We start from the raw sequence: 17250 nt of genomic DNA, 5'->3' as shown, positions 1-17250 counted from the left end.
CTCAGCCCACCAGCTTGGCCATGGTCAGCAAGGCCACCAGCACCAACCACATGATCACGGTGCGCCACACCAGCCCCACCACTTGGGCAAAGTGCGCCAATTCGGGTGTGCGCCCTGGCGTGCTGCTGCCGCCTGCGGTGTCGTCGCCGTCGGGCTCATTGGCCCCTTGCAAAGCCGCTCCACCCAGGCGGATGTTGATCGCGCCGGCCGTGGCGGCCAGGATCACCCCATCGTTGTCGTCTGGGAAGTTCTGCGCATGGTTGCGCCAGCCGTCCATGGCGTCTTCAAAGCTGCCCACAATCGCAAAGCCCAAAGCCGTCATGCGTGATGGCAGCCAGTCCAATGCTGTCCAAGCGCTGGTGGCCACGTCTTGCAGGACCGGGCTGGTGACCGAACCGTCGGTCGTTTCTTGTTGCCAGTGCTGGCGAGCAAAGTCGGTCAGGCGATACACCACAGCACCGACCGGGCCCAGCCCCACGATCGATAAAACCGCATACCAGAAGAACACACCAAACACATGGCGGTGTGCGGCAATCACCGAATATTCGATCGCATGGCGCACGATCTCGCTGCGTGGAATTTGACCAACCTGCACCTGTTGCCATTCGGCCAACAACTCACGTGCTTTGTTCTCGTCGCCATCGTTGAGCGCCTCTCGGATGGCCGTGAAATGGTGGCTGAACTGACGAAATCCCAAAGTCAGATACAGCAGCGCCACATTCCATAACACCGCAAACAACCAGCCCAGACCCCAGTCGAGGTACCAATGCACCAGCATGGCCAACAAGGCGGGCGTCACGATGGTGATGCCCCAAGTCACCCAGGCTTGGTTGCGCACACCGGCATCAAAAGTGCGTGCCACCCAGGCCGTCCAGTTGCCGATCCACTGGTAGATCAGGTTCTGTGGCAGCAAAGGGCGGGCTTGTTCAAGCACCAGCGCCAAAAGAAGAGAAAAGAAACTCATGGCTCAAATCATCCCGCGGGGTGGGCTATCAAAAAACGATAGAGGTTGCGCAGCATCGCCGCTGTCGCCCCCCAAATATAGCGTTCAACCGACGCCTGCTCGCCATCGGCGGCGACGCGGCTTTCCTGGTAAGGCATGGAAAACCACTGCCGCTGCGCCCCTTGCCACATCATGCTGTGGTGGCGGTGGTGTGCAGGGTTCATCAAAAAGGCCAGAGGCACCTCGAACACATCGTCCACCTCATCGGGGTTGGGCTGCAGCGCCATCTCAGGAGAGACCAAGCCAATCACCGGCGTCACCCAAAACGCGCTGCCGGTGATGTACAGCGGCAACTGGCCAATCACCTGCACATGGCGTGGGTCAAGGCCAACTTCTTCTTGCGCTTCACGCAAAGCCGTGGCTTGCGCATCGGCATCTTCGGCGTCGACCTTGCCGCCCGGAAAGGCAATTTGTCCTGAATGGGTCGACAAGTGCGCAGTGCGCTGAGTCAACAATATGGTGGGCTCGGACGCCGCCGGGCCGCGCATGACAATCGGCACCAGCACCGCCGCCTTTGCGGGTGCACGGCTCGAGAACTGTGGCTCGCGCACCACCTCGGGGGTCCACACCGGTGCTTGCGCAAAACGCGCCCGCAAGGCATCGGGCTGCATCTGCGCCCAAGGCACGGCGGGCAAATCATGGTCAACCCGTTCAATGGGTGCGGTGCGGGGATCGATGGACAAAGGTTGGGTCACAGCGGCATTTATAACCGACCACAGCGGCGCCTCGCAGACGACCAGGCCATGCGGCACAATTCATTGAAGGAGAAACACCATGCGCATGAAACACACGTTTGGAATTTTGTTGGCGGCTGGATCGGTCGCGCAGGCGCAGTCGGCCTTTCCTGACCACTTTGTTGGCGATGCTGGCGGCATGCTGGTTGCCAGTCAGCCGGTGGTGCAGGGCGCCCGCGGCACCGTCACGGCCATGCCCTATGTCTACGGTGATTACGGCCGTTTTTATGCGCGTGTGGACACTTTCGGCGTCAAGGCCTTGCCCATGGGCGAGGGCCATCTGGAGCTGGCAGCCCGCGTGAGCACAGAGGGCTTCAAGGCCCACAAAACCGACTTCAGCACCGCCGGTGACCGCTCGGCGCCCGTGCCGGTGGGGCTGGGCACTTTTCAGCGCACCGCCATGGGCGGCGTGTTCGCCTACGTCTTTCACGACGCCACCTCAGGCGGCCAACTGCTGGAGCTGACCTGGACGGGCAAACTGGCCCTGGGCCAGGCCACCTTGTACCCCCAGCTGGGCCTGGAGCACCGCAGCGCGGCCTATGTACAGCACCTGTACGGCGTGACAGCTGCGCAATCTTCTGCGGGCCTGCCGGTTTATCAAGCTGGAGCGTCCACGGTGCCCGTGCTGTCTTTGCACGCCACGGTGCCCTTGCAAGGGCCTTGGGCTTTGCAGTTGCTGGGGCGCTACCGCGCGTGGGACAGCGCCGTGCGCAACAGCCCCTTGGTCGACCGGTCTGGCCAAGCCACCGGGTATGCCGCCCTGACCTACACCTGGAAGTGACGTCTGCGTTTGCATGATGGCCGTAGAGCATGGGCTCTGGGCTCAAGCCGCCGTAAAATGAGACACGTTGCATTCTTTAGCAGCGCTATGTTTTCTTTTTATTCGTATAGGTTTACTCATGAAGCGTGATTACTTCTCTCAAGCCCCCCGTTCTGACCGCCGTTTTGGCGAACAACGCAGCGGCACCTGCATGGCCCTTATCGACGGCCGATTCCTGATCTGGATGGCCCAGCAAGGCGCCCTGGGGGCCACGGGCGAATCCGTCAACCGCCAAGGCCTGCTCAGCTTGCTGTCGCAAGCGCTGGCGCACTCGGCGCTGGACGTCGACCTCAAACGCATTTACTGGTACAGCGACCGCTCCGACGGTCTGGTTATCGACGACCAGATCGTGCGCCTGGTGCAAGCGCATGACGCCGACGGCGGCGCATCGCTGCTGCGCTCTTTGGGCCACGACCTCAAGCAACTGGCCGAGCACCATGCCTGCGACCACGTGCTGGTGGCCAGCGACGATGAACGCTTTTTGGCCACCATCGACGAAGCCCAGCTCAGCGGCCTGAGCGTGCACCTGCTGGCCGACGAATCGGCTCGCAACATGCCCCAAATGGTCCGCACCGACCCGGGTTGGGCCCGTCTGCTGGCTCAGGCCGACCGCCGCGTGGTGGTCAACTCGCAAGCCTTGGCCGACATGCTGCAAGGCAAGCTGCCCACCGGCATGGGCCTGGCGGTGGAAGACGTCGAAGAGCTGCGCAAATCCATGCAAGAAGTCGTCAGCGCCTGGTGGGAAGAAGAGCCCGAAGACCTGCGTGAAGACCTCAAGGACGCCCTGCAAATCAGCCGAGGCATTCCGCAAGAAGTCGACCGCCAACTGCTGCTGCGCATGCGCCAGCGCCTGGCCCGCGCCCTGAGCCTGCCCGAAAAGAAAATGCTGCGCGAAACCCTGCGCAACGTGGTCACTGGCCCAGCGGTGCCTGCGGCATTTGAAGGCTTGCCGCCCGACACCGACGAATGATCAGGCGCTGACCTGTTGTTCCAAAGCCGCTCGGGTGAGCGGCTTTTTTCATGGGTGCGGCGCTGCGCTTTGTGTGCGTCAACCCACTGTCTGCAAGAATGCTGGTTGATAAATTGGGCTTCCGTTTTTAAATCCAAAAAGGAAGCCCCTATGCGTCATTCCAAAATCATCGCCCCGATCCTCATGAGTTTTTTGACCGCCTTGTTCTCCAACGCATTCGCACAAGACCCTGCAGGCGGTAAAACACGCGAACAGGTCAAGACCGAGCTCAAAGAAGCCCAGCGCACCGGCAACATGCCCTGCGGCGACGAAAGCGGTCGCACCCTGCGCGAAGCCAATCCCTCGCGCTACCCCTCAGCGCCAGGCACCCCGGGTAAAACACGTGAACAAGTCAAAGCCGAACTCGAAGAAGCCAAGCGCACGGGCGATGTGATGTGCGCCAACGAGTCCAACCTCAAAGAGCGCGAAGTCAACCCCGGGCGTTACCCGGCCAAACCTTCAGGCCCGACCAAAACCCGCGCACAAGTCAAGGCCGAGCTGGAAGAAGCCAAACGCTTGGGCAACATTCCAGCCGACGGCGAGACCGGTATGACCATGCGCGAGAAGTACCCCAACCGTTATCCCGCCAAGTGAAGCTATGCACCGGACGCACAGTCCGGTGCGGGTCTTCAAGCCGCCTTCAGGGTGCTCACTTTGTTGGCGGCTGAGTCGTTAATACGGCCTCCCAATGCGCCGCTCACATGAAGAAATAAAAGTACACGATCATCTGCATGCGGCGCAGACCATCGGCGCGGCCGATCTGTCGGCCCGATGCGTCATAAATCCGCTCGCCATCGAGCCGCCCCATCAGCGAGCCCGAGGCGCTGTACAGCCGCTCGCCATCGATGCGCCCCAGCTGCCTGCCCGATGCGTCGTAAACCCGCTCACCATCAATGCGCCCCAGTTGCCGCCCTGAGGCGTCGTAAATCCGATCGCCATCCACACGCCCGATCTGATGCCCTGATGCGCTGTAAAACCGCTCGGCATCGACCCGGCCCAACTGCCTGCCGCTGCTGTCGTACATGCGCTGGGCCAAGGCGTTGCCCAGGCCAAGAGCCAAGAGCAGCAGGGCGGCGAAAAGTCGGATGGGTTTGGGCATGGTCAATGTTCGAATTTGCGAGAACGTTTCTCTGTTCACGCGGAAGCAGAAAATAAAAAAGGGTCAGCAGACTTTGATCTGCTGACCCTGATGTTTTGGTGCCGGAGAGATGAATCGAACACCCGACCTTCTCATTACGAATGAGCTGCTCTACCGACTGAGCTACACCGGCTGACCTTCAAAAATTATACCTTTGCGTGATAGCTGGTCACGCGTTCGACTTCGTTCTTGGAGCCGAGCATGACGCTCACGCGTTCGTGCAGTTGGCCCGGTTGCAGGTCGAGGATGCGGGTCTTGCCGTTGGTGGCGGCGCCACCGGCTTGCTCGACCAGCCAGCTCATGGGGTTGGCTTCGTACATCAGGCGCAGCTTGCCGGCTTTTTGCGGTTCGCGCTTGTCCCAGGGGTACATGAAGACGCCGCCACGGGTCAGGATGCGGTGCACGTCGGCCACCATGCTGGCGATCCAGCGCATGTTGAAGTCCTTGCCGCGTGGGCCTTCTTTGCCTTGCAGGCATTCGTCGATGTAGCGGCGCACGGGCTCGTCCCAGTGGCGCATATTGCTCATGTTGATGGCGAATTCTTTGGTGTCGGCAGGAATTTGCACGTCTTCATGGGTGAGCACAAAAGAGCCTTGCTCGCGGTCCAGGGTGAACATGACCACGCCGTCGCCCACGGTGAGCACCAAGGTGGTTTGCGGGCCATACACGCAGTAGCCAGCGGCCACTTGCTGCTTGCCCGCTTGCAGGAAGTCCTGCTCGGTCACGCCCTGGTTGCCTTCGGGTTTTTTGAGCACGCTGAAGATGGTGCCGATGCTGACGTTGACATCGATGTTGGACGACCCGTCCAAAGGATCAAACAGCAGCAGGTATTCGCCTTGCGGGTAGCGGTTGGGCACCAGGTAGATGCTGTCCATCTCTTCGGAGGCCATGGCCGCGAGGTGGCCGCCCCACTCGTTGGCTTCGAGCAGCACTTCGTTGGCGATGATGTCCAATTTTTTCTGGACTTCACCTTGCACGTTTTCGCTTTCAGCGCTGCCGAGCACGCCGCCCAAAGCGCCTTTGTTCACAGCGTGGCTGATGCTCTTGCAGGCGCGGGCCACCACTTCGAGCAACAAGCGCAGGTCAGCCGGGATGTGGCCTTTGTCGCGTTGCTGCTCCACCAGGTAGCGGGAGAGGGAAATTTTGCTCATGGGGTTTCCTTGATTCGGTTCGTGCGGTGTCGGTTCAAGCTGCACTCAATGCACGGCTGATGACTTCGCGCACGTCGTTGGACAGGTCGGCTTTGGCGGCCACGCGTTCGATGGCGACTTTGGCCGCGCTGCGGTAGGGCTCGGCCAGGCGGCTCCAGCGGTCCATGGCGCGGGCCAGGCGGGCGGCCACTTGGGGGTTGATCGCATCGAGCGCCAGCACTTGCTCGCTCCAGTACACATAGCCTGCGGCATCGGCGCGGTGGAAGGCGGCGGGGTTGGCGCTGCAGTAGCTGAAGATCAGGCTGCGTGCGCGGTTGGGGTTGCGCAGGCTGAAGTCGGCATGCTGCATGAGCTGGCGCACGCGGGGCAGCACATCGCCAGCGCGGTCGGGCGCACCGGCTTGAAGGGCAAACCATTTGTCGATGACCAGGGCTTCGTGCTGGAAGAGTTTGTGGAACAGCGCCAATGCATCGTTGGCCAAAGCATGGCCACTGACCACCAGGGCCGACAGTGCGTTGAAGCGGTCGGTCATGTTGCTGGCGTCCTTGAACTGCTGGTACACACGGCCGGGTGTCACATCGTCACCCACCTGCACGGCAGCGATGCACAACATGCCCATGGCCAGACCGGCCAGGGCGCGGCGGCCGCTGGATTGCGCATCGGGCGAGTAAGCGCCGTTGTTCTTGTGAGCGTCCCAGGCCCATTGCCAGTCGGCTTGCAAGGCGGTGGCCAGTTGCAAACGCATGGCTTCGCGCAAAGCGTGCACGCGTTGCGGGTCCACCACGCTGAGCTGGTCAGCGATGTAGTTCTCGGACGGCAGGGTGAGTGCCAGGTCTTTGAAGGCCGCATCCAGACCGGGGTGGCGCAGCACGTTGCGCAGGGCAGAGACCAGCTCGTCGGACAGCACAGGGCCTGCGCTGTCTTGCGCCAGGGCTTGCACCGCGCTTTGCAGCATCAGGCGTTGACCGGCTTCCCATTGGTTGAAGGGGTCGCTGTCGTGGGCCAGCAAACACAGCAGGTCGGCGGTGCTCAGGCCATCGTCGAGCACGACCGGGGCGCTGAAACCGCGCAGCAGCGAGGGCACAGGTTCGCTGTCGAGGTTGACAAAGGTGTAGCTGGCGCTGGCTTCGGTCAGCACCAGGGTTTGCTGGGGCAAGACGTCCGCGCTGCCAGCTTGTTGCAAGGACAGGGCTTGGCCTTCACGCGAGAGCAGGCCCAGCGTGACCGGGATCACGAAGGGTTGTTTGCTGTCCTGGCCGGGTGTGGCGGGGCAGCTTTGCGACAGGGTCAGGGTGTAGCTGCGCTCGGCGGCGTTGTAGCTGCCACGCGCTTGCAGGCGCGGTGTGCCGGCTTGGCTGTACCAGCGCTTGAAGGTGCCGAGGTTGTGCGCCAGGGCCGAACCAGGGTTGGCGTCGGCAATGGCTTGGGCAAAGTCGTCGCAGGTCACGGCTTGACCGTCATGGCGCTCAAAGTAGAGCTTCATGCCCTTGGCAAATCCGTCACGGCCTTGCAGGTCAGCGGGGCTGGCCACCAGGGTCTGCATCATGCGAACGACTTCGGAGCCTTTTTCGTAGATGGTGACGGTGTAGAAGTTGTTGATCTCGACGTAGCTGTCGGGGCGCACCGGGTGGGCCATGGGGCCGGCGTCTTCGGCAAATTGCACGGTGCGCAGCACGCGCACGTCTTCGATGCGTTTGACGGCGCGGGCGCTGGCCTCACCCGCCATGTCCTGGCTGAACTCTTGGTCACGAAAGACCGTGAGGCCTTCTTTGAGCGAGAGCTGGAACCAGTCGCGGCAGGTGATGCGGTTGCCCGTCCAGTTGTGGAAATACTCGTGGCCGACCACCGATTCGATGTTGCCGAAATCCATGTCGGTGGCGGTGTTCGGGTTGGCCAACACAAACTTGGTGTTGAAGATGTTCAGGCCCTTGTTTTCCATGGCGCCCATGTTGAAGTCGCTGGTGGCGACGATCATGAAGCGCTCCAGGTCCAGCGGCAGGCCAAAGCGCGCTTCGTCCCAGGCCACGCTGGCCATGAGCGAGTTCATCGCGTGTTCGGTCTTGTCCAGATCGCCGGGGCGCACAAACACTTGCAGCAAGTGTTCTTTGCCTGATCGGCTCAAGATGCGCTGCTCGCGTGCGACCAGTTGGCCCGCGACGAGCGCAAACAAGTAGCAGGGCTTTTTGTGCGGATCGAGCCACTTGGCAAAGTGACGTCCGTCTTCCAGTGCGCCTTGCTCAACCAGATTGCCGTTGGAGAGCAGCACGGGGTACTTGGCTTTGTCAGCCCGCAGCGTGACGGTGTAGCTGGCCATCACGTCCGGACGGTCCAGGAAATAGGTGATGCGGCGGAACCCTTCAGCCTCGCACTGGGTGAAGAACGAGTCGTTGCTCACGTACAGGCCCATCAACTGGGTGTTCTTCTCGGGGTTGCAGGTGGTGAAGATTTCCAGATCGAAGGGCTCAGTGCCTTCGGGCAGGTTCTCCAGCACCAGCTGCGCACCGTCCATCTTGAAGGAGGTGCCACCGCCGTTGACCAGCACGCGGGCCAGGTTGAGGTCTTCGCCATCCAGACGCAGGGCTTGTGCCGCCACATCGGGGTTGCGGCGCAGGCGCATTTTGTTCAGGACGCGGGTTTTGGCCGGGTCCAGATCAAAGGTCAGATCGACGGTATCGATCCAGAAAGCCGGGGCGGTGTACGCCTCGCGCTCGATCGCTGTGGGTTGTCCTTCACGCATCACTAACTCCGTTTTGCTTGAGGCCTGACTGTGTCAGAGGCCTTGTTTCAGTGAGGCTTCGATGAACGCATCGAGGTCGCCATCGAGCACTTTTTGGGTGGCCGAAATTTCGACGTTGGTGCGCAAATCCTTGATGCGGCTGTTGTCCAGCACGTAGCTGCGGATCTGGTGACCCCAGCCCACATCGGTCTTGGTGTCTTCCAGCTTTTGCTGCTCTTCCAGACGCTTGCGCATCTCGAAGTCGTACAGGCGCGAGCGCAGGCGTTGCCAAGCGACATCGCGGTTGCTGTGCTGGCTTCGACCGTCTTGGCACTGCACCACGATGCCCGTGGGGATGTGCGTCAGGCGCACGGCCGAGTCGGTCTTGTTGATGTGCTGACCGCCCGCGCCGCTGGCACGGAAGGTGTCGGTGCGCACGTCAGACGGGTTGATGTTGATCTCGATCGAGTCGTCGATCTCGGGGTACACAAACAAGGAGGCAAACGAGGTGTGGCGACCGCCCGACGAGTCGAAGGGGCTTTTGCGCACCAAGCGGTGCACGCCGGTTTCGGTGCGCAGCAAGCCAAAAGCGTATTCGCCTTCGATCTTGATGGTCGCGCCCTTGATGCCTGCGGTGTCGCCCGGGGTTTCGTCTTCCACGGTGGCTTTGAAGCCCTTGCGTTCTGCGTACTTGATGTACTGGCGCAGCAGCATGCTGGCCCAGTCGCAGGCTTCTGTGCCCCCTGCGCCGGCCTGGATGTCGACAAAGCAGTTGAGCGGATCGGCCTCGTGGCGGAACATGCGGCGAAATTCGAGGTCTTCCACCAGCTTGGCCAGTTTGGCGGCTTCGGCTTCGATGGTCTTGAGGCCGTCCTCGTCGCCTTCTTCCTTGCTCATCTCGAAGAGTTCAAGGTTGTCGGCCAACTCGCTGGTCAGGTTGGTGATGGTGACCACCACGCCGTCGAGTGCTTTTTTCTCTTTGCCCAGTTCCTGGGCTTTTTTCGGGTCGTTCCAGACCGTGGGATCTTCGAGCGATGCGTTGACGGTTCTCAGCCGTTCAGATTTGGCATCGTAGTCAAAGATACCCCCGTAACTCGTGGGTACGAGCGGTCAGGTCTGTGAGGGATGCGCCAATTTGGTTGATGTGTTCTGCGTCCATGGGGAAAGTCCGGTTCGGTAAACCGGACATTTTCTCATGACTTGGTCCCCGGGCAGGCCGGGCAAGGTCTTAAAAGCTGCGGCCGTAGGGGAACATCAGGCCGGCGGTGCCCAGCACTTTGACTTGCACCGAGTCGTGCTCGGTCAAGCGGTAGCCGATCGACGGGATGATGGCGGGCGAAAAACCACCGTGGTTAAGGGGCACTTTGTCTTTGTATTGGCCCACGTAGCCGTACAAAATGCCGGCGGTGACCTTCACGAACAAGTTGGGGTTGCCCAGCATGTTGTTGAATTGCTGACCTGCGTACACATAGGTGGAGGGTTGGCCAAAGGAGTTGCTGAACAGGGCCACGCCGCAAAAGCGGTTGCCGGGCAATTGCTCGTCCAGGGCCACCAGCACCACGGGCTTGTGCTCCGGGCTGTGGCTCCAGTGGTGGGTGTAAGGGGAGAACACGATTTCACCGCGGTGCGCAGGCTCGGGGGCGCCGTCAACGGCCAAAAAGGATGGGCAGTAATGCTCGGACGTGCCGGCGTGTGCTGTGGCACTGGCCAACAGGCTGGCAAGGGCCGTGCTGAGCAATGCAATGGTGAGGTGACGCACTGAAAAAATCCCTGAATATTGATGTTGGCGCGGATTTTAGTGCTCTTGTGTAAAGGCCGGGCGGCTCAGCTGCTCAGGAAGTTTTCCAGCATCTGTGCCAGTTGCTCGGGCTGGTCGTGTTGCAGCATGTGCCCGGCGTTTTCGATGCGGGCGATCTGCACCTGCGGCACAGACTTCAGGCGCTCGTGGTATTCGTCCAAGGTGTATTTGCCTTTCCACCACAAGCCCAGCGAGTCGTCGGTCGCTTCCACCGCCAGCACCGGGCAGCCGATGCGGCTGTAGGTCGCCAGCGTTTCTTCGGCGTGGTAGAGGTAAGGGTTGATCACCTTGTGGGCCGCGTCACCCAGGATGCGCCACTGGCCCTTGGCGTCGGGTTGGGCCCAATGCAGGGCCAGCCAGTCGGCCTTGTCTTGTGACAGGCGGGGGTTGGTTTTCATCAGGCGGGCGGCCACGCCGTCTGCGCTGGTGTAGGTCTTGAGGTCTTTGTCGCCTTGGCGGGTGGCCTTGAGTTCGTCCAGCCACTGGCCCATGCGCCCAGGCGCCTGCGAGGGGCGGGTGGCGGGCATGCCAAAACCTTCGATGTTGACCAGGCGGCGGATGCGCTCGGGGCGGGCGCCCGCATACATCATGACCACATTGCCGCCCATGCTGTGGCCCACCAAGTCGATGGTTTGACCGGGGTAGAGCGTGTCCAGCAGCGCGTCCAGATCGGCCAGGTAGTCGGGGAACCAGTAGCTGTCGGTGGCGGGGGCTTCGGTCAGCCCGTAGCCGCGCCAGTCGAAGGCGATGATGGGCCTTTGCTGCACAAAGGCTTCGCTGAAGGCATCGAGCATGAACTGGTAAGAAGCGGCCACATCCATCCAGCCGTGGGCCAGCACCAAAGGTGTGGCGCTTGCTGCGGGCGTGCCCCACTGTCGCACGTGGTACTGGCAGCCGCGCAGCGGCACCCAGGAGCTGATGGAGGGGCGTAAAACTTGGTACATACTTTCGATCATAAGGAGACAAGCCATGACACGCAGTCACACCGATGACCGCCGCACTGCGCAGGTGCCAGACCGTTACAGCGCCATTCACCAAGGCTTTGGCTGGAAAGTGCCCAAGCGCTTCAACATGGCGCAGGCTTGTTGCGGCCAATGGGCCGCTCAAGCGGCCACGGCCCGGCGTGTGGCGATTCGTGAACACGTGGCCGGGCAGGGCCTGGGGCGCAGCTGGACTTTTGCCCAATTGCAAAATGCGGCCAACCGCTTGAGCCAAGTTTTGCAAAAGCAAGGCGTTCGGCGCGGCGACCGTGTGGCGATTGTTTTGCCGCAACGCTTTGAAACCGCTGTGGCCTATGTGGCGGTACTGCAAATGGGTGCGGTGGCCATGCCGCTGTCGATGTTGTTTGGGCCTGAGGCCTTATCTTTTCGCATCAACGACAGCCAGGCGCGTGTAGCGGTGTGCGACGAGTCCACCGTGGACGCCTTGAAGCAAGCGCGGCCCGATTGCCCGGGTTTGCAATGCCTGATCGGTGTCGGCGAGGCTGCAGCTGCGGCAGACCTGGATTACGCCAAGGCCTGTGCGGCGAGCCCGGCGCAGTTCAAGCCGGTGGCCACATTGGCCGACGATCCGGCCGTGTTGATCTACACCAGCGGCACCACCGGCAACCCCAAGGGCGCCTTGATCCCGCACCGCGCCTTGATCGGCAACTTGACGGGCTTTGTCTGCAGCCAGAACTGGTTTGGCTTTGACCCTTTCCAAGCCCAGCAAGCGTCCAAGGCGGTGTTCTGGTCACCGGCCGACTGGGCGTGGACGGGCGGGCTGATGGACGCCTTGTTGCCCAGCCTGTACTTTGGCCGCCCCATCGTGGCGTTCAACGGGCGCTTTTCGCCCGAGGCGGCGTTTGAAATTTTGCAAAGCCATGGCGTGACGCACACGTTTTTGTTCCCCACTGCCCTCAAGGCCATGATGAAGGCCGTGCCCGATGTGAAGGTCCGCTACCGCCTGAAGCTGCAAGCCATGATGAGTGCGGGCGAGGCTGTGGGCGATGCGGTGTTTGATTACTGCCAAAAGCAATTGGACGTCACGGTCAACGAAATGTTTGGCCAGACCGAGATCAATTACGTGGTGGGCAATTGCGCCCGCCTGTGGCCAGCGCGGCCCGGCAGCATGGGCAAGGCTTACCCTGGTCACCAAGTTGCCGTCATCGACGAGGCTGGCCAGCTGTGCCCCGCAGGCACACCTGGCGAGGTGGCTGTCAACCGGTTGGATGTGCACGGCCATCCCGATCCGGTGTTCTTTTTGGGCTACTGGAACAACGACAAAGCCACCTCGGCCAAGTACACCGGTGACTGGTGCCGTACTGGCGACATGGCCGTCTGCGATGAGGACGGCTACCTTTGGTACCAAGGGCGCACCGACGATATGTTCAAGGCGGCGGGCTACCGCATCGGCCCCGGCGAGATCGAAAACTGCCTGGTCAAACACGCCGCTGTGGCCAATGCCGCTGTGGTGCCCAAGCCTGACGCTGACCGGGGTGCCCTGGTCAAGGCCTATGTGGTGATGTCGCCCGACTGCCTGGCCCAAAGGCCAGAAGGCAAAGGTCGCCAGGCGTTTGACGACGAGGTTCGCAGCCAACTGCAAGCGCATGTGCGGGGTCTGCTCGCGCCGTATGAATATCCCAAAGAGATCGAGTTCATCGACCACCTGCCCATGACCACCACTGGCAAGGTGCAGCGGCGTGTGCTGCGCCTGCAGGAAGAGGCCCGAGCTTCGGCGACAAAAGCCTGAGCCCGCCCGTGACAAAATAAGCCCAACAGGACGAGCCCCAAGCGCGGCTTGTCTCACCCCATTGCCATACCGACAGGAAACACCATGAAACTCGTTCAACTCGGCCAATCCGATTTGCAAGTCACGCCCATTTGCCTTGGCACCATGACCTTTGGCGAGCAGGTCAATGAAGCCGATTCGCATGCGATTTTGGACCGCTCGCTGGAAGCGGGCATCAACTTCATCGATACCGCTGAGATGTATGCCGTGCCCGCGACCGCCGGGACGTGCGGGTTCACGGAGACCTACATTGGCAACTGGTTTGCCAAAAACCCCGGAGCCCGCCAGAAGCTGGTGCTGGCCACCAAAGTGGCCGGCCCATCGCGTGGCATGCCTTGGGTGCGCGAGGGGTCGGGCCTGACTGGGCAGGACATCCTCACATCGTGCGAAGGCAGCTTGCGCCGCCTGCAGACCGATGTGATCGATCTGTACCAAATCCACTGGCCCGAGCGCCATGTGCCCGCGTTCGGCATGGCGTATTTTGATCCCAGCAAGGACAAGTCGGCCACGTCCCTGCATGAGCAGTTGGAGGCTTTGTCCAAACTGGTCAAGGCGGGCAAGGTGCGTTACGTCGGCTTGTCCAACGAAACGCCTTATGGTGTGCACGAGTTTGTGCGTCTGGCCGAGCAGCACGGCTTGCCCCGCGTGGCCACGGTGCAAAACCCTTACTGCCTGGTCAACCGCACGTATGACAACGCGCTGGACGAAACCTGCTATCGACTGAATGTGTCGATGCTGGCCTATTCGCCTTTGGGTTTTGGCATGTTGACCGGCAAGTACGATGACTTGGATGTGACCGGGCCACTGGTGCCCGATGGCGGTCGCATTGCCCGGTATGACTCGGTGCGCAAGCAGCGCTGGGGCCGTGCAGAGGCGCTGGTCGCCGCGCGTCGCTACAACCAGCTGGCCCGTGACAACGGCATGACGCCCACCCAGATGGCACTGGCGTTTTGCTACCACCGCTGGAGCGTGGCCAGCACCATCATTGGCGTGACCTCGGTGGCCCAATTGAACGAAGACTTGGCAGCTTGGTCGACGCAGCTGTCACCTGAAGTGCTCAAGGCGATCGACGCGATCCGCTGGGAAATGCGCGACCCCGCTTTGTGATCCTTGGCGATGGCCAAGAAAGACAAAGTCAGCGAAACCCCGGCCACGGCGCTCTTGCGCCAGCACGGGGTGCGCTTCACCGAACACCCTTACGAGTACCTGGAGCACGGCGGTGCCCAGCACAGCGCGCAGGTGCTGGGCATGGACCCGTTCAGTGTGGTCAAGACCTTGATCATGCAAGACCAGGACGCCAAGCCGCTGGTGGTGCTGATGCACGGCAACCGCAAGGTGTCGACCAAAAACCTGGCGCGGCAAGTGCGTCTCAAATCCATTGAGCCGTGTGCGCCCGAGGTGGCCAACCGGCACAGTGGTTACCTGGTGGGCGGCACCTCGCCCTTTGCCACGCGACGGGCCATGCCGGTTTACATCGAAGAAAGCATCCTGGCTTTGCCGCGCATCTGCATCAATGGCGGCAGGCGCGGTTACCTGTTGGGCATCGACCCGCAGGTGTGTGTGCAACTGCTGGACGCCCAGCCGGTGAATTGCGCGCTGGCAGAATGACGCCAATTCAAAAACAAGGGAGATTCCGATGGCATGGTTGATGCAAGTGGGCGCGGTGCTGGCCGCGTATTTGGTGGGCTCGCTCAGTTTTGCGGTCATCGTCAGCCAATTGATGGGCCTGAACGATCCGCGCAGCTACGGCAGCAAGAACCCCGGGGCCACCAATGTGTTGCGCTCGGGCAGTAAAAAAGCGGCCATCCTGACCTTGCTGCTGGATGCCTTCAAGGGCTGGTTGCCCGTGGCGCTGGTGCTGGCTTTTGGCCAGCCTTATGGTTTGGGCACGGGCGTGGCCGCCCTGGCTGGCCTGGCGGCTTTTCTGGGGCATTTGTACCCGGTGTTCTTTGGCTTCAAAGGGGGCAAGGGCGTGGCCACAGCGGTGGGGGTGCTGGTGGGCGTGAACGGTCTGCTGGCGCTGGCCACCGTGGGCACCTTTGCCATCGTGGTGTATTTCAGCCGCTATGTGTCGCTGGCGTCCATGGTGGCGGCGGTGTTTGCGCCGGTGTTTTACCTGTTCGGTGACGGCGTGGCCTGGCAAGCCGCTGGGGCCGAGGTGCTGTGCCTGTCGGTCATGGCGCTGCTGCTGGTGTGGCGTCACCGTGAAAACATCAACCGCCTGCTGGCGGGGACCGAGTCGAAATTGGGCGCAAAAAAAGCCTGACGCATCAGGCTTGTGTCTGAAAAAGGCGGTCTGCGCAAAGCAGCACCGCCATTTTTTCGTTCAGTCACGGAAGTTGTCGAACGACAGCGGCAGCTCGGTCATGTCCTTGCGCAAAAGCGCCATGGCCGCTTGCAGGTCATCGCGCTTGGCACCGGTCACCCGCACCGCATCGCCCTGGATGGACGCTTGCACCTTGATCTTGCTGTCCTTGATGAGGCGGGTGATCTTCTTGGCGTCTTCGGTCTCGATGCCGTTTTTGACCTTGACCACTTGCTTGACCTTGTCGCCGCCGATTTTTTCGACCTTGCCAATGTCCAGAAAGCGCACGTCCACGTTGCGTTTGGTCAGCTTGTTGCGCAGGATGTCTTCGACTTGCGTGAGCTGAAACTCGGCATCGCCGAACATCGTGATCTCTTTGTCCTTGAGTTCAATGTTGGCAGAGGTGCCTTTGAAGTCAAAACGGGTGCCGATTTCTTTGGCGGAAGTGTCAACGGCGTTGCGCACTTCGACCATATTGGGTTCGCAAACGGTATCAAACGAGGGCATGGCGGTAAAAATCCGTGGGTTGTGAATGCGACAATTGTCCCATGTTCCTTGAGAAAAATGTCCCCCTGCAGCCGTACAACACCTTCGGCATCGTCGCCAAAGCCCAGGCTTTGGTGCGTGTGCGCTCAGAAGACGACTTGCGCGCCGTACTGGCCGACCCCCAACTGGCCACTTTGCCGCGCCAGGTGCTGGGCGGCGGCAGCAACATCGTTTTGACCGGCGACGTCAAGGCGCTGGTGCTCAAGGTCGAGGTGCCGGACCTTCGTCTGGCCAGTGAGACTGACAAGCACTGGGTGGTCGAAGCGGGCGCAGGCGTGGATTGGCACGACTTGGTGGCCTGGACGCTGGACCACGGCTATCCGGGCCTGGAAAACATGGCGCTGATTCCCGGCACCGTGGGCGCATCGCCTGTGCAAAACATCGGCGCTTACGGCGTGGAGCTGCAAGACCGCTTTGATTCGCTCGACGCGATGGACATGCTGACGGGCGAGCTGTTCAGCCTGAACGCCGCGCAGTGCGGCTTCAGTTACCGTGATTCGGTCTTCAAGCACGCCTCAGGCGGCGCGGATGGTTTGGGCCTGGCGGGCAGGGCGGTCATCCTGCGTGTGCGCTTTGCGCTGCCCAAGCGCTGGAAGCCCGAGCTGGGCTATCTGGACCTGGAACGCAAGATGGCCGAGACCGGCATCCACAACCCCGATGCCCGGCAGATTTTTGACTGGGTGGTGGCCATCCGCCGCGCCAAACTGCCCGATCCGGCCGTGATCGGCAACGCGGGCAGTTTCTTCAAAAACCCGAGCGTCACGCCCGAGCAATGCGCCGACATCATCGCCCGCGAGCCCAAGGTGGTGCATTACCCCATGCCCGATGGCAGCATCAAGCTGGCTGCGGGCTGGCTGATCGACGCCTGCGGCTGGAAGGGCAAGACCGTGGGGCACGCTGGGGTCTATGAAAAGCAGGCGCTGGTGCTGGTCAACCGGGGCGGGCGCGAGAACCCCTGCACCGGGGGCGAGGTGATGACGCTGGCCAAGGCCATTCAGACCAGCGTGTACGAGCGCTTTGGGATTCGTCTGGAGCCTGAGCCCGTAGTCATTTGAAGTTTCTGTTCGTGGTTTTGTTCCGCACCGGGTTTTGGCCTGAGCGGTCAGCCTCATAACTCGCTTCGCTCGCCAAATCGGCTGATCCGCTCAGGCCAAAACCCTCTGCTACGTTGTTGCTTAGTCAAAAACTTCCTCCGATTTCAACGGTCGCAGCCTTGGTGCGGGCGCCTGCCGGATACGCCGATTTGGCGAGCGAAGCGAGT

At 61.5% G+C, this 17250-nt stretch carries 17 protein-coding genes and 1 tRNA gene; 8 read left to right on the top strand and 10 right to left on the bottom strand.

Features of this window, described 5'->3' with window-relative positions; translation table 11 throughout:
* Window position 1: 1 nt before the first annotated feature.
* Together B9Z43_RS00290 and B9Z43_RS00285 are read right to left on the bottom strand one after the other, a co-directional pair.
* Window positions 2-964, bottom strand: coding sequence for a CobD/CbiB family protein (locus B9Z43_RS00290; protein ID WP_108322186.1), 963 nt, complete (start codon window positions 962-964; stop codon window positions 2-4).
* An 8-nt stretch (window positions 965-972) separates the two neighbouring features.
* Window positions 973-1698 (bottom strand): CoA pyrophosphatase, encoded by a 726-nt coding sequence (locus B9Z43_RS00285; protein WP_233249947.1) that lies wholly within the window; start codon window positions 1696-1698, stop codon window positions 973-975.
* Between the two features lie 79 nt (window positions 1699-1777).
* On the opposite strand from B9Z43_RS00285, the gene B9Z43_RS00280 reads away from it, so the two are divergent.
* From B9Z43_RS00280 to B9Z43_RS00270, 3 genes are all read left to right on the top strand, one after another.
* Window positions 1778-2518: a MipA/OmpV family protein gene (locus B9Z43_RS00280; protein ID WP_233249946.1), complete on the top strand. Its 741-nt coding sequence runs from the start codon at window positions 1778-1780 to the stop codon at window positions 2516-2518.
* A 118-nt stretch (window positions 2519-2636) separates the two neighbouring features.
* Window positions 2637-3527 carry a hypothetical protein gene (locus tag B9Z43_RS00275; RefSeq protein WP_108322185.1) on the top strand — a complete coding sequence of 297 codons (891 nt, stop codon included), beginning with the start codon at window positions 2637-2639 and terminating at the stop codon, window positions 3525-3527.
* A 150-nt stretch (window positions 3528-3677) separates the two neighbouring features.
* Entirely contained in the window at window positions 3678-4160 is a 483-nt protein-coding gene (locus tag B9Z43_RS00270) for a DUF4148 domain-containing protein (RefSeq protein WP_108322184.1), read from the top strand.
* Window positions 4161-4263: 103 nt separating this feature from the next.
* Here the strand turns inward: B9Z43_RS00270 and B9Z43_RS00265 are convergent, their stop codons facing one another.
* The 7 genes from B9Z43_RS00265 to B9Z43_RS00235 form a co-directional block, all read right to left on the bottom strand.
* Complete coding sequence (locus B9Z43_RS00265) at window positions 4264-4665, bottom strand: 5-fold beta-flower protein (RefSeq protein WP_199222220.1); 402 nt, start codon at window positions 4663-4665, stop codon at window positions 4264-4266.
* Between the two features lie 96 nt (window positions 4666-4761).
* Window positions 4762-4837 (bottom strand) — tRNA-Thr (locus B9Z43_RS00260).
* A 13-nt stretch (window positions 4838-4850) separates the two neighbouring features.
* Complete coding sequence (locus B9Z43_RS00255; protein WP_108322183.1) at window positions 4851-5855, bottom strand: class 1 fructose-bisphosphatase; 1005 nt, start codon at window positions 5853-5855, stop codon at window positions 4851-4853.
* A 34-nt stretch (window positions 5856-5889) separates the two neighbouring features.
* Entirely contained in the window at window positions 5890-8592 is a 2703-nt protein-coding gene (pepN, locus tag B9Z43_RS00250; protein ID WP_108322182.1) for an aminopeptidase N, read from the bottom strand.
* Between the two features lie 33 nt (window positions 8593-8625).
* A protein-coding gene (gene prfB, locus B9Z43_RS00245; protein WP_108322181.1) for a peptide chain release factor 2 occupies window positions 8626-9730 on the bottom strand; the annotation gives its coding sequence in 2 pieces (ribosomal slippage) (window positions 8626-9648 and window positions 9650-9730; 1104 coding nt in all).
* Between the two features lie 69 nt (window positions 9731-9799).
* Window positions 9800-10330, bottom strand: coding sequence for a hypothetical protein (locus B9Z43_RS00240; protein WP_233249945.1), 531 nt, complete (start codon window positions 10328-10330; stop codon window positions 9800-9802).
* A 65-nt stretch (window positions 10331-10395) separates the two neighbouring features.
* Entirely contained in the window at window positions 10396-11313 is a 918-nt protein-coding gene (locus B9Z43_RS00235; protein ID WP_108322179.1) for an alpha/beta fold hydrolase, read from the bottom strand.
* A 25-nt stretch (window positions 11314-11338) separates the two neighbouring features.
* Here B9Z43_RS00235 and B9Z43_RS00230 point away from each other — a divergent pair, with 25 nt between their 5' ends.
* The 4 genes from B9Z43_RS00230 (at window position 11339) to plsY (ending at window position 15404) form a co-directional block, all read left to right on the top strand.
* A complete protein-coding gene (locus B9Z43_RS00230; RefSeq protein WP_108322178.1) occupies window positions 11339-13099 on the top strand; it encodes an acyl-CoA synthetase in 1761 nt (586 codons plus the stop codon).
* A gap of 84 nt (window positions 13100-13183) precedes the next feature.
* Window positions 13184-14245: an aldo/keto reductase gene (locus B9Z43_RS00225; RefSeq protein WP_108322177.1), complete on the top strand. Its 1062-nt coding sequence runs from the start codon at window positions 13184-13186 to the stop codon at window positions 14243-14245.
* A gap of 9 nt (window positions 14246-14254) precedes the next feature.
* Window positions 14255-14746, top strand: a complete 492-nt coding sequence (locus B9Z43_RS00220) for an aminoacyl-tRNA deacylase (protein ID WP_108322176.1) — start codon at window positions 14255-14257, stop codon at window positions 14744-14746.
* Between the two features lie 28 nt (window positions 14747-14774).
* On the top strand, window positions 14775-15404 hold the full coding sequence (gene plsY / locus B9Z43_RS00215) for a glycerol-3-phosphate 1-O-acyltransferase PlsY (RefSeq protein WP_108322175.1): 630 nt from the start codon (window positions 14775-14777) through the stop codon (window positions 15402-15404).
* Window positions 15405-15464: 60 nt separating this feature from the next.
* On the opposite strand, the gene B9Z43_RS00210 is transcribed toward plsY, so the two are convergent.
* The gene (locus B9Z43_RS00210; RefSeq protein ID WP_108322174.1) at window positions 15465-15950 is read right to left on the bottom strand and encodes a YajQ family cyclic di-GMP-binding protein; all 486 of its coding nucleotides are present in this window, start codon (window positions 15948-15950) and stop codon (window positions 15465-15467) included.
* 41 nt (window positions 15951-15991) lie between these two features.
* Between B9Z43_RS00210 and murB the strand changes: the two genes are divergently transcribed.
* Entirely contained in the window at window positions 15992-17044 is a 1053-nt protein-coding gene (gene murB, locus B9Z43_RS00205) for a UDP-N-acetylmuramate dehydrogenase (RefSeq protein WP_108322173.1), read from the top strand.
* The last annotated feature ends 206 nt before the right edge of the window (window positions 17045-17250 follow it).

Source organism: Limnohabitans sp. MMS-10A-192, from assembly GCF_003063335.1.
Classification (GTDB): domain Bacteria; phylum Pseudomonadota; class Gammaproteobacteria; order Burkholderiales; family Burkholderiaceae_C; genus Limnohabitans_A.
The sequence above is the reverse complement of the archived record's forward strand: the minus strand, read 5'-3'. Positions and strand labels throughout refer to the sequence as shown.

What these genes read in the sequence shown, in the direction of transcription:
- B9Z43_RS00270 (WP_108322184.1), top strand. Translation starts at nt 3,678, where the DNA reads ATGCGTCATTCCAAAATCATCGCCCCGATCCTCATGAGTTTTTTGACC.
- B9Z43_RS00265 (WP_199222220.1), bottom strand. Translation starts at nt 4,665, where the DNA reads ATGCCCAAACCCATCCGACTTTTCGCCGCCCTGCTGCTCTTGGCTCTT.
- B9Z43_RS00225 (WP_108322177.1), top strand. Translation starts at nt 13,184, where the DNA reads ATGAAACTCGTTCAACTCGGCCAATCCGATTTGCAAGTCACGCCCATT.
- B9Z43_RS00255 (WP_108322183.1), bottom strand. Translation starts at nt 5,855, where the DNA reads ATGAGCAAAATTTCCCTCTCCCGCTACCTGGTGGAGCAGCAACGCGAC.
- B9Z43_RS00275 (WP_108322185.1), top strand. Translation starts at nt 2,637, where the DNA reads ATGAAGCGTGATTACTTCTCTCAAGCCCCCCGTTCTGACCGCCGTTTT.
- B9Z43_RS00230 (WP_108322178.1), top strand. Translation starts at nt 11,339, where the DNA reads ATGACACGCAGTCACACCGATGACCGCCGCACTGCGCAGGTGCCAGAC.
- pepN (WP_108322182.1), bottom strand. Translation starts at nt 8,592, where the DNA reads ATGCGTGAAGGACAACCCACAGCGATCGAGCGCGAGGCGTACACCGCC.
- B9Z43_RS00220 (WP_108322176.1), top strand. Translation starts at nt 14,255, where the DNA reads ATGGCCAAGAAAGACAAAGTCAGCGAAACCCCGGCCACGGCGCTCTTG.
- B9Z43_RS00235 (WP_108322179.1), bottom strand. Translation starts at nt 11,313, where the DNA reads ATGTACCAAGTTTTACGCCCCTCCATCAGCTCCTGGGTGCCGCTGCGC.
- B9Z43_RS00210 (WP_108322174.1), bottom strand. Translation starts at nt 15,950, where the DNA reads ATGCCCTCGTTTGATACCGTTTGCGAACCCAATATGGTCGAAGTGCGC.
- plsY (WP_108322175.1), top strand. Translation starts at nt 14,775, where the DNA reads ATGGCATGGTTGATGCAAGTGGGCGCGGTGCTGGCCGCGTATTTGGTG.
- B9Z43_RS00280 (WP_233249946.1), top strand. Translation starts at nt 1,778, where the DNA reads ATGCGCATGAAACACACGTTTGGAATTTTGTTGGCGGCTGGATCGGTC.
- B9Z43_RS00290 (WP_108322186.1), bottom strand. Translation starts at nt 964, where the DNA reads ATGAGTTTCTTTTCTCTTCTTTTGGCGCTGGTGCTTGAACAAGCCCGC.
- murB (WP_108322173.1), top strand. Translation starts at nt 15,992, where the DNA reads ATGTTCCTTGAGAAAAATGTCCCCCTGCAGCCGTACAACACCTTCGGC.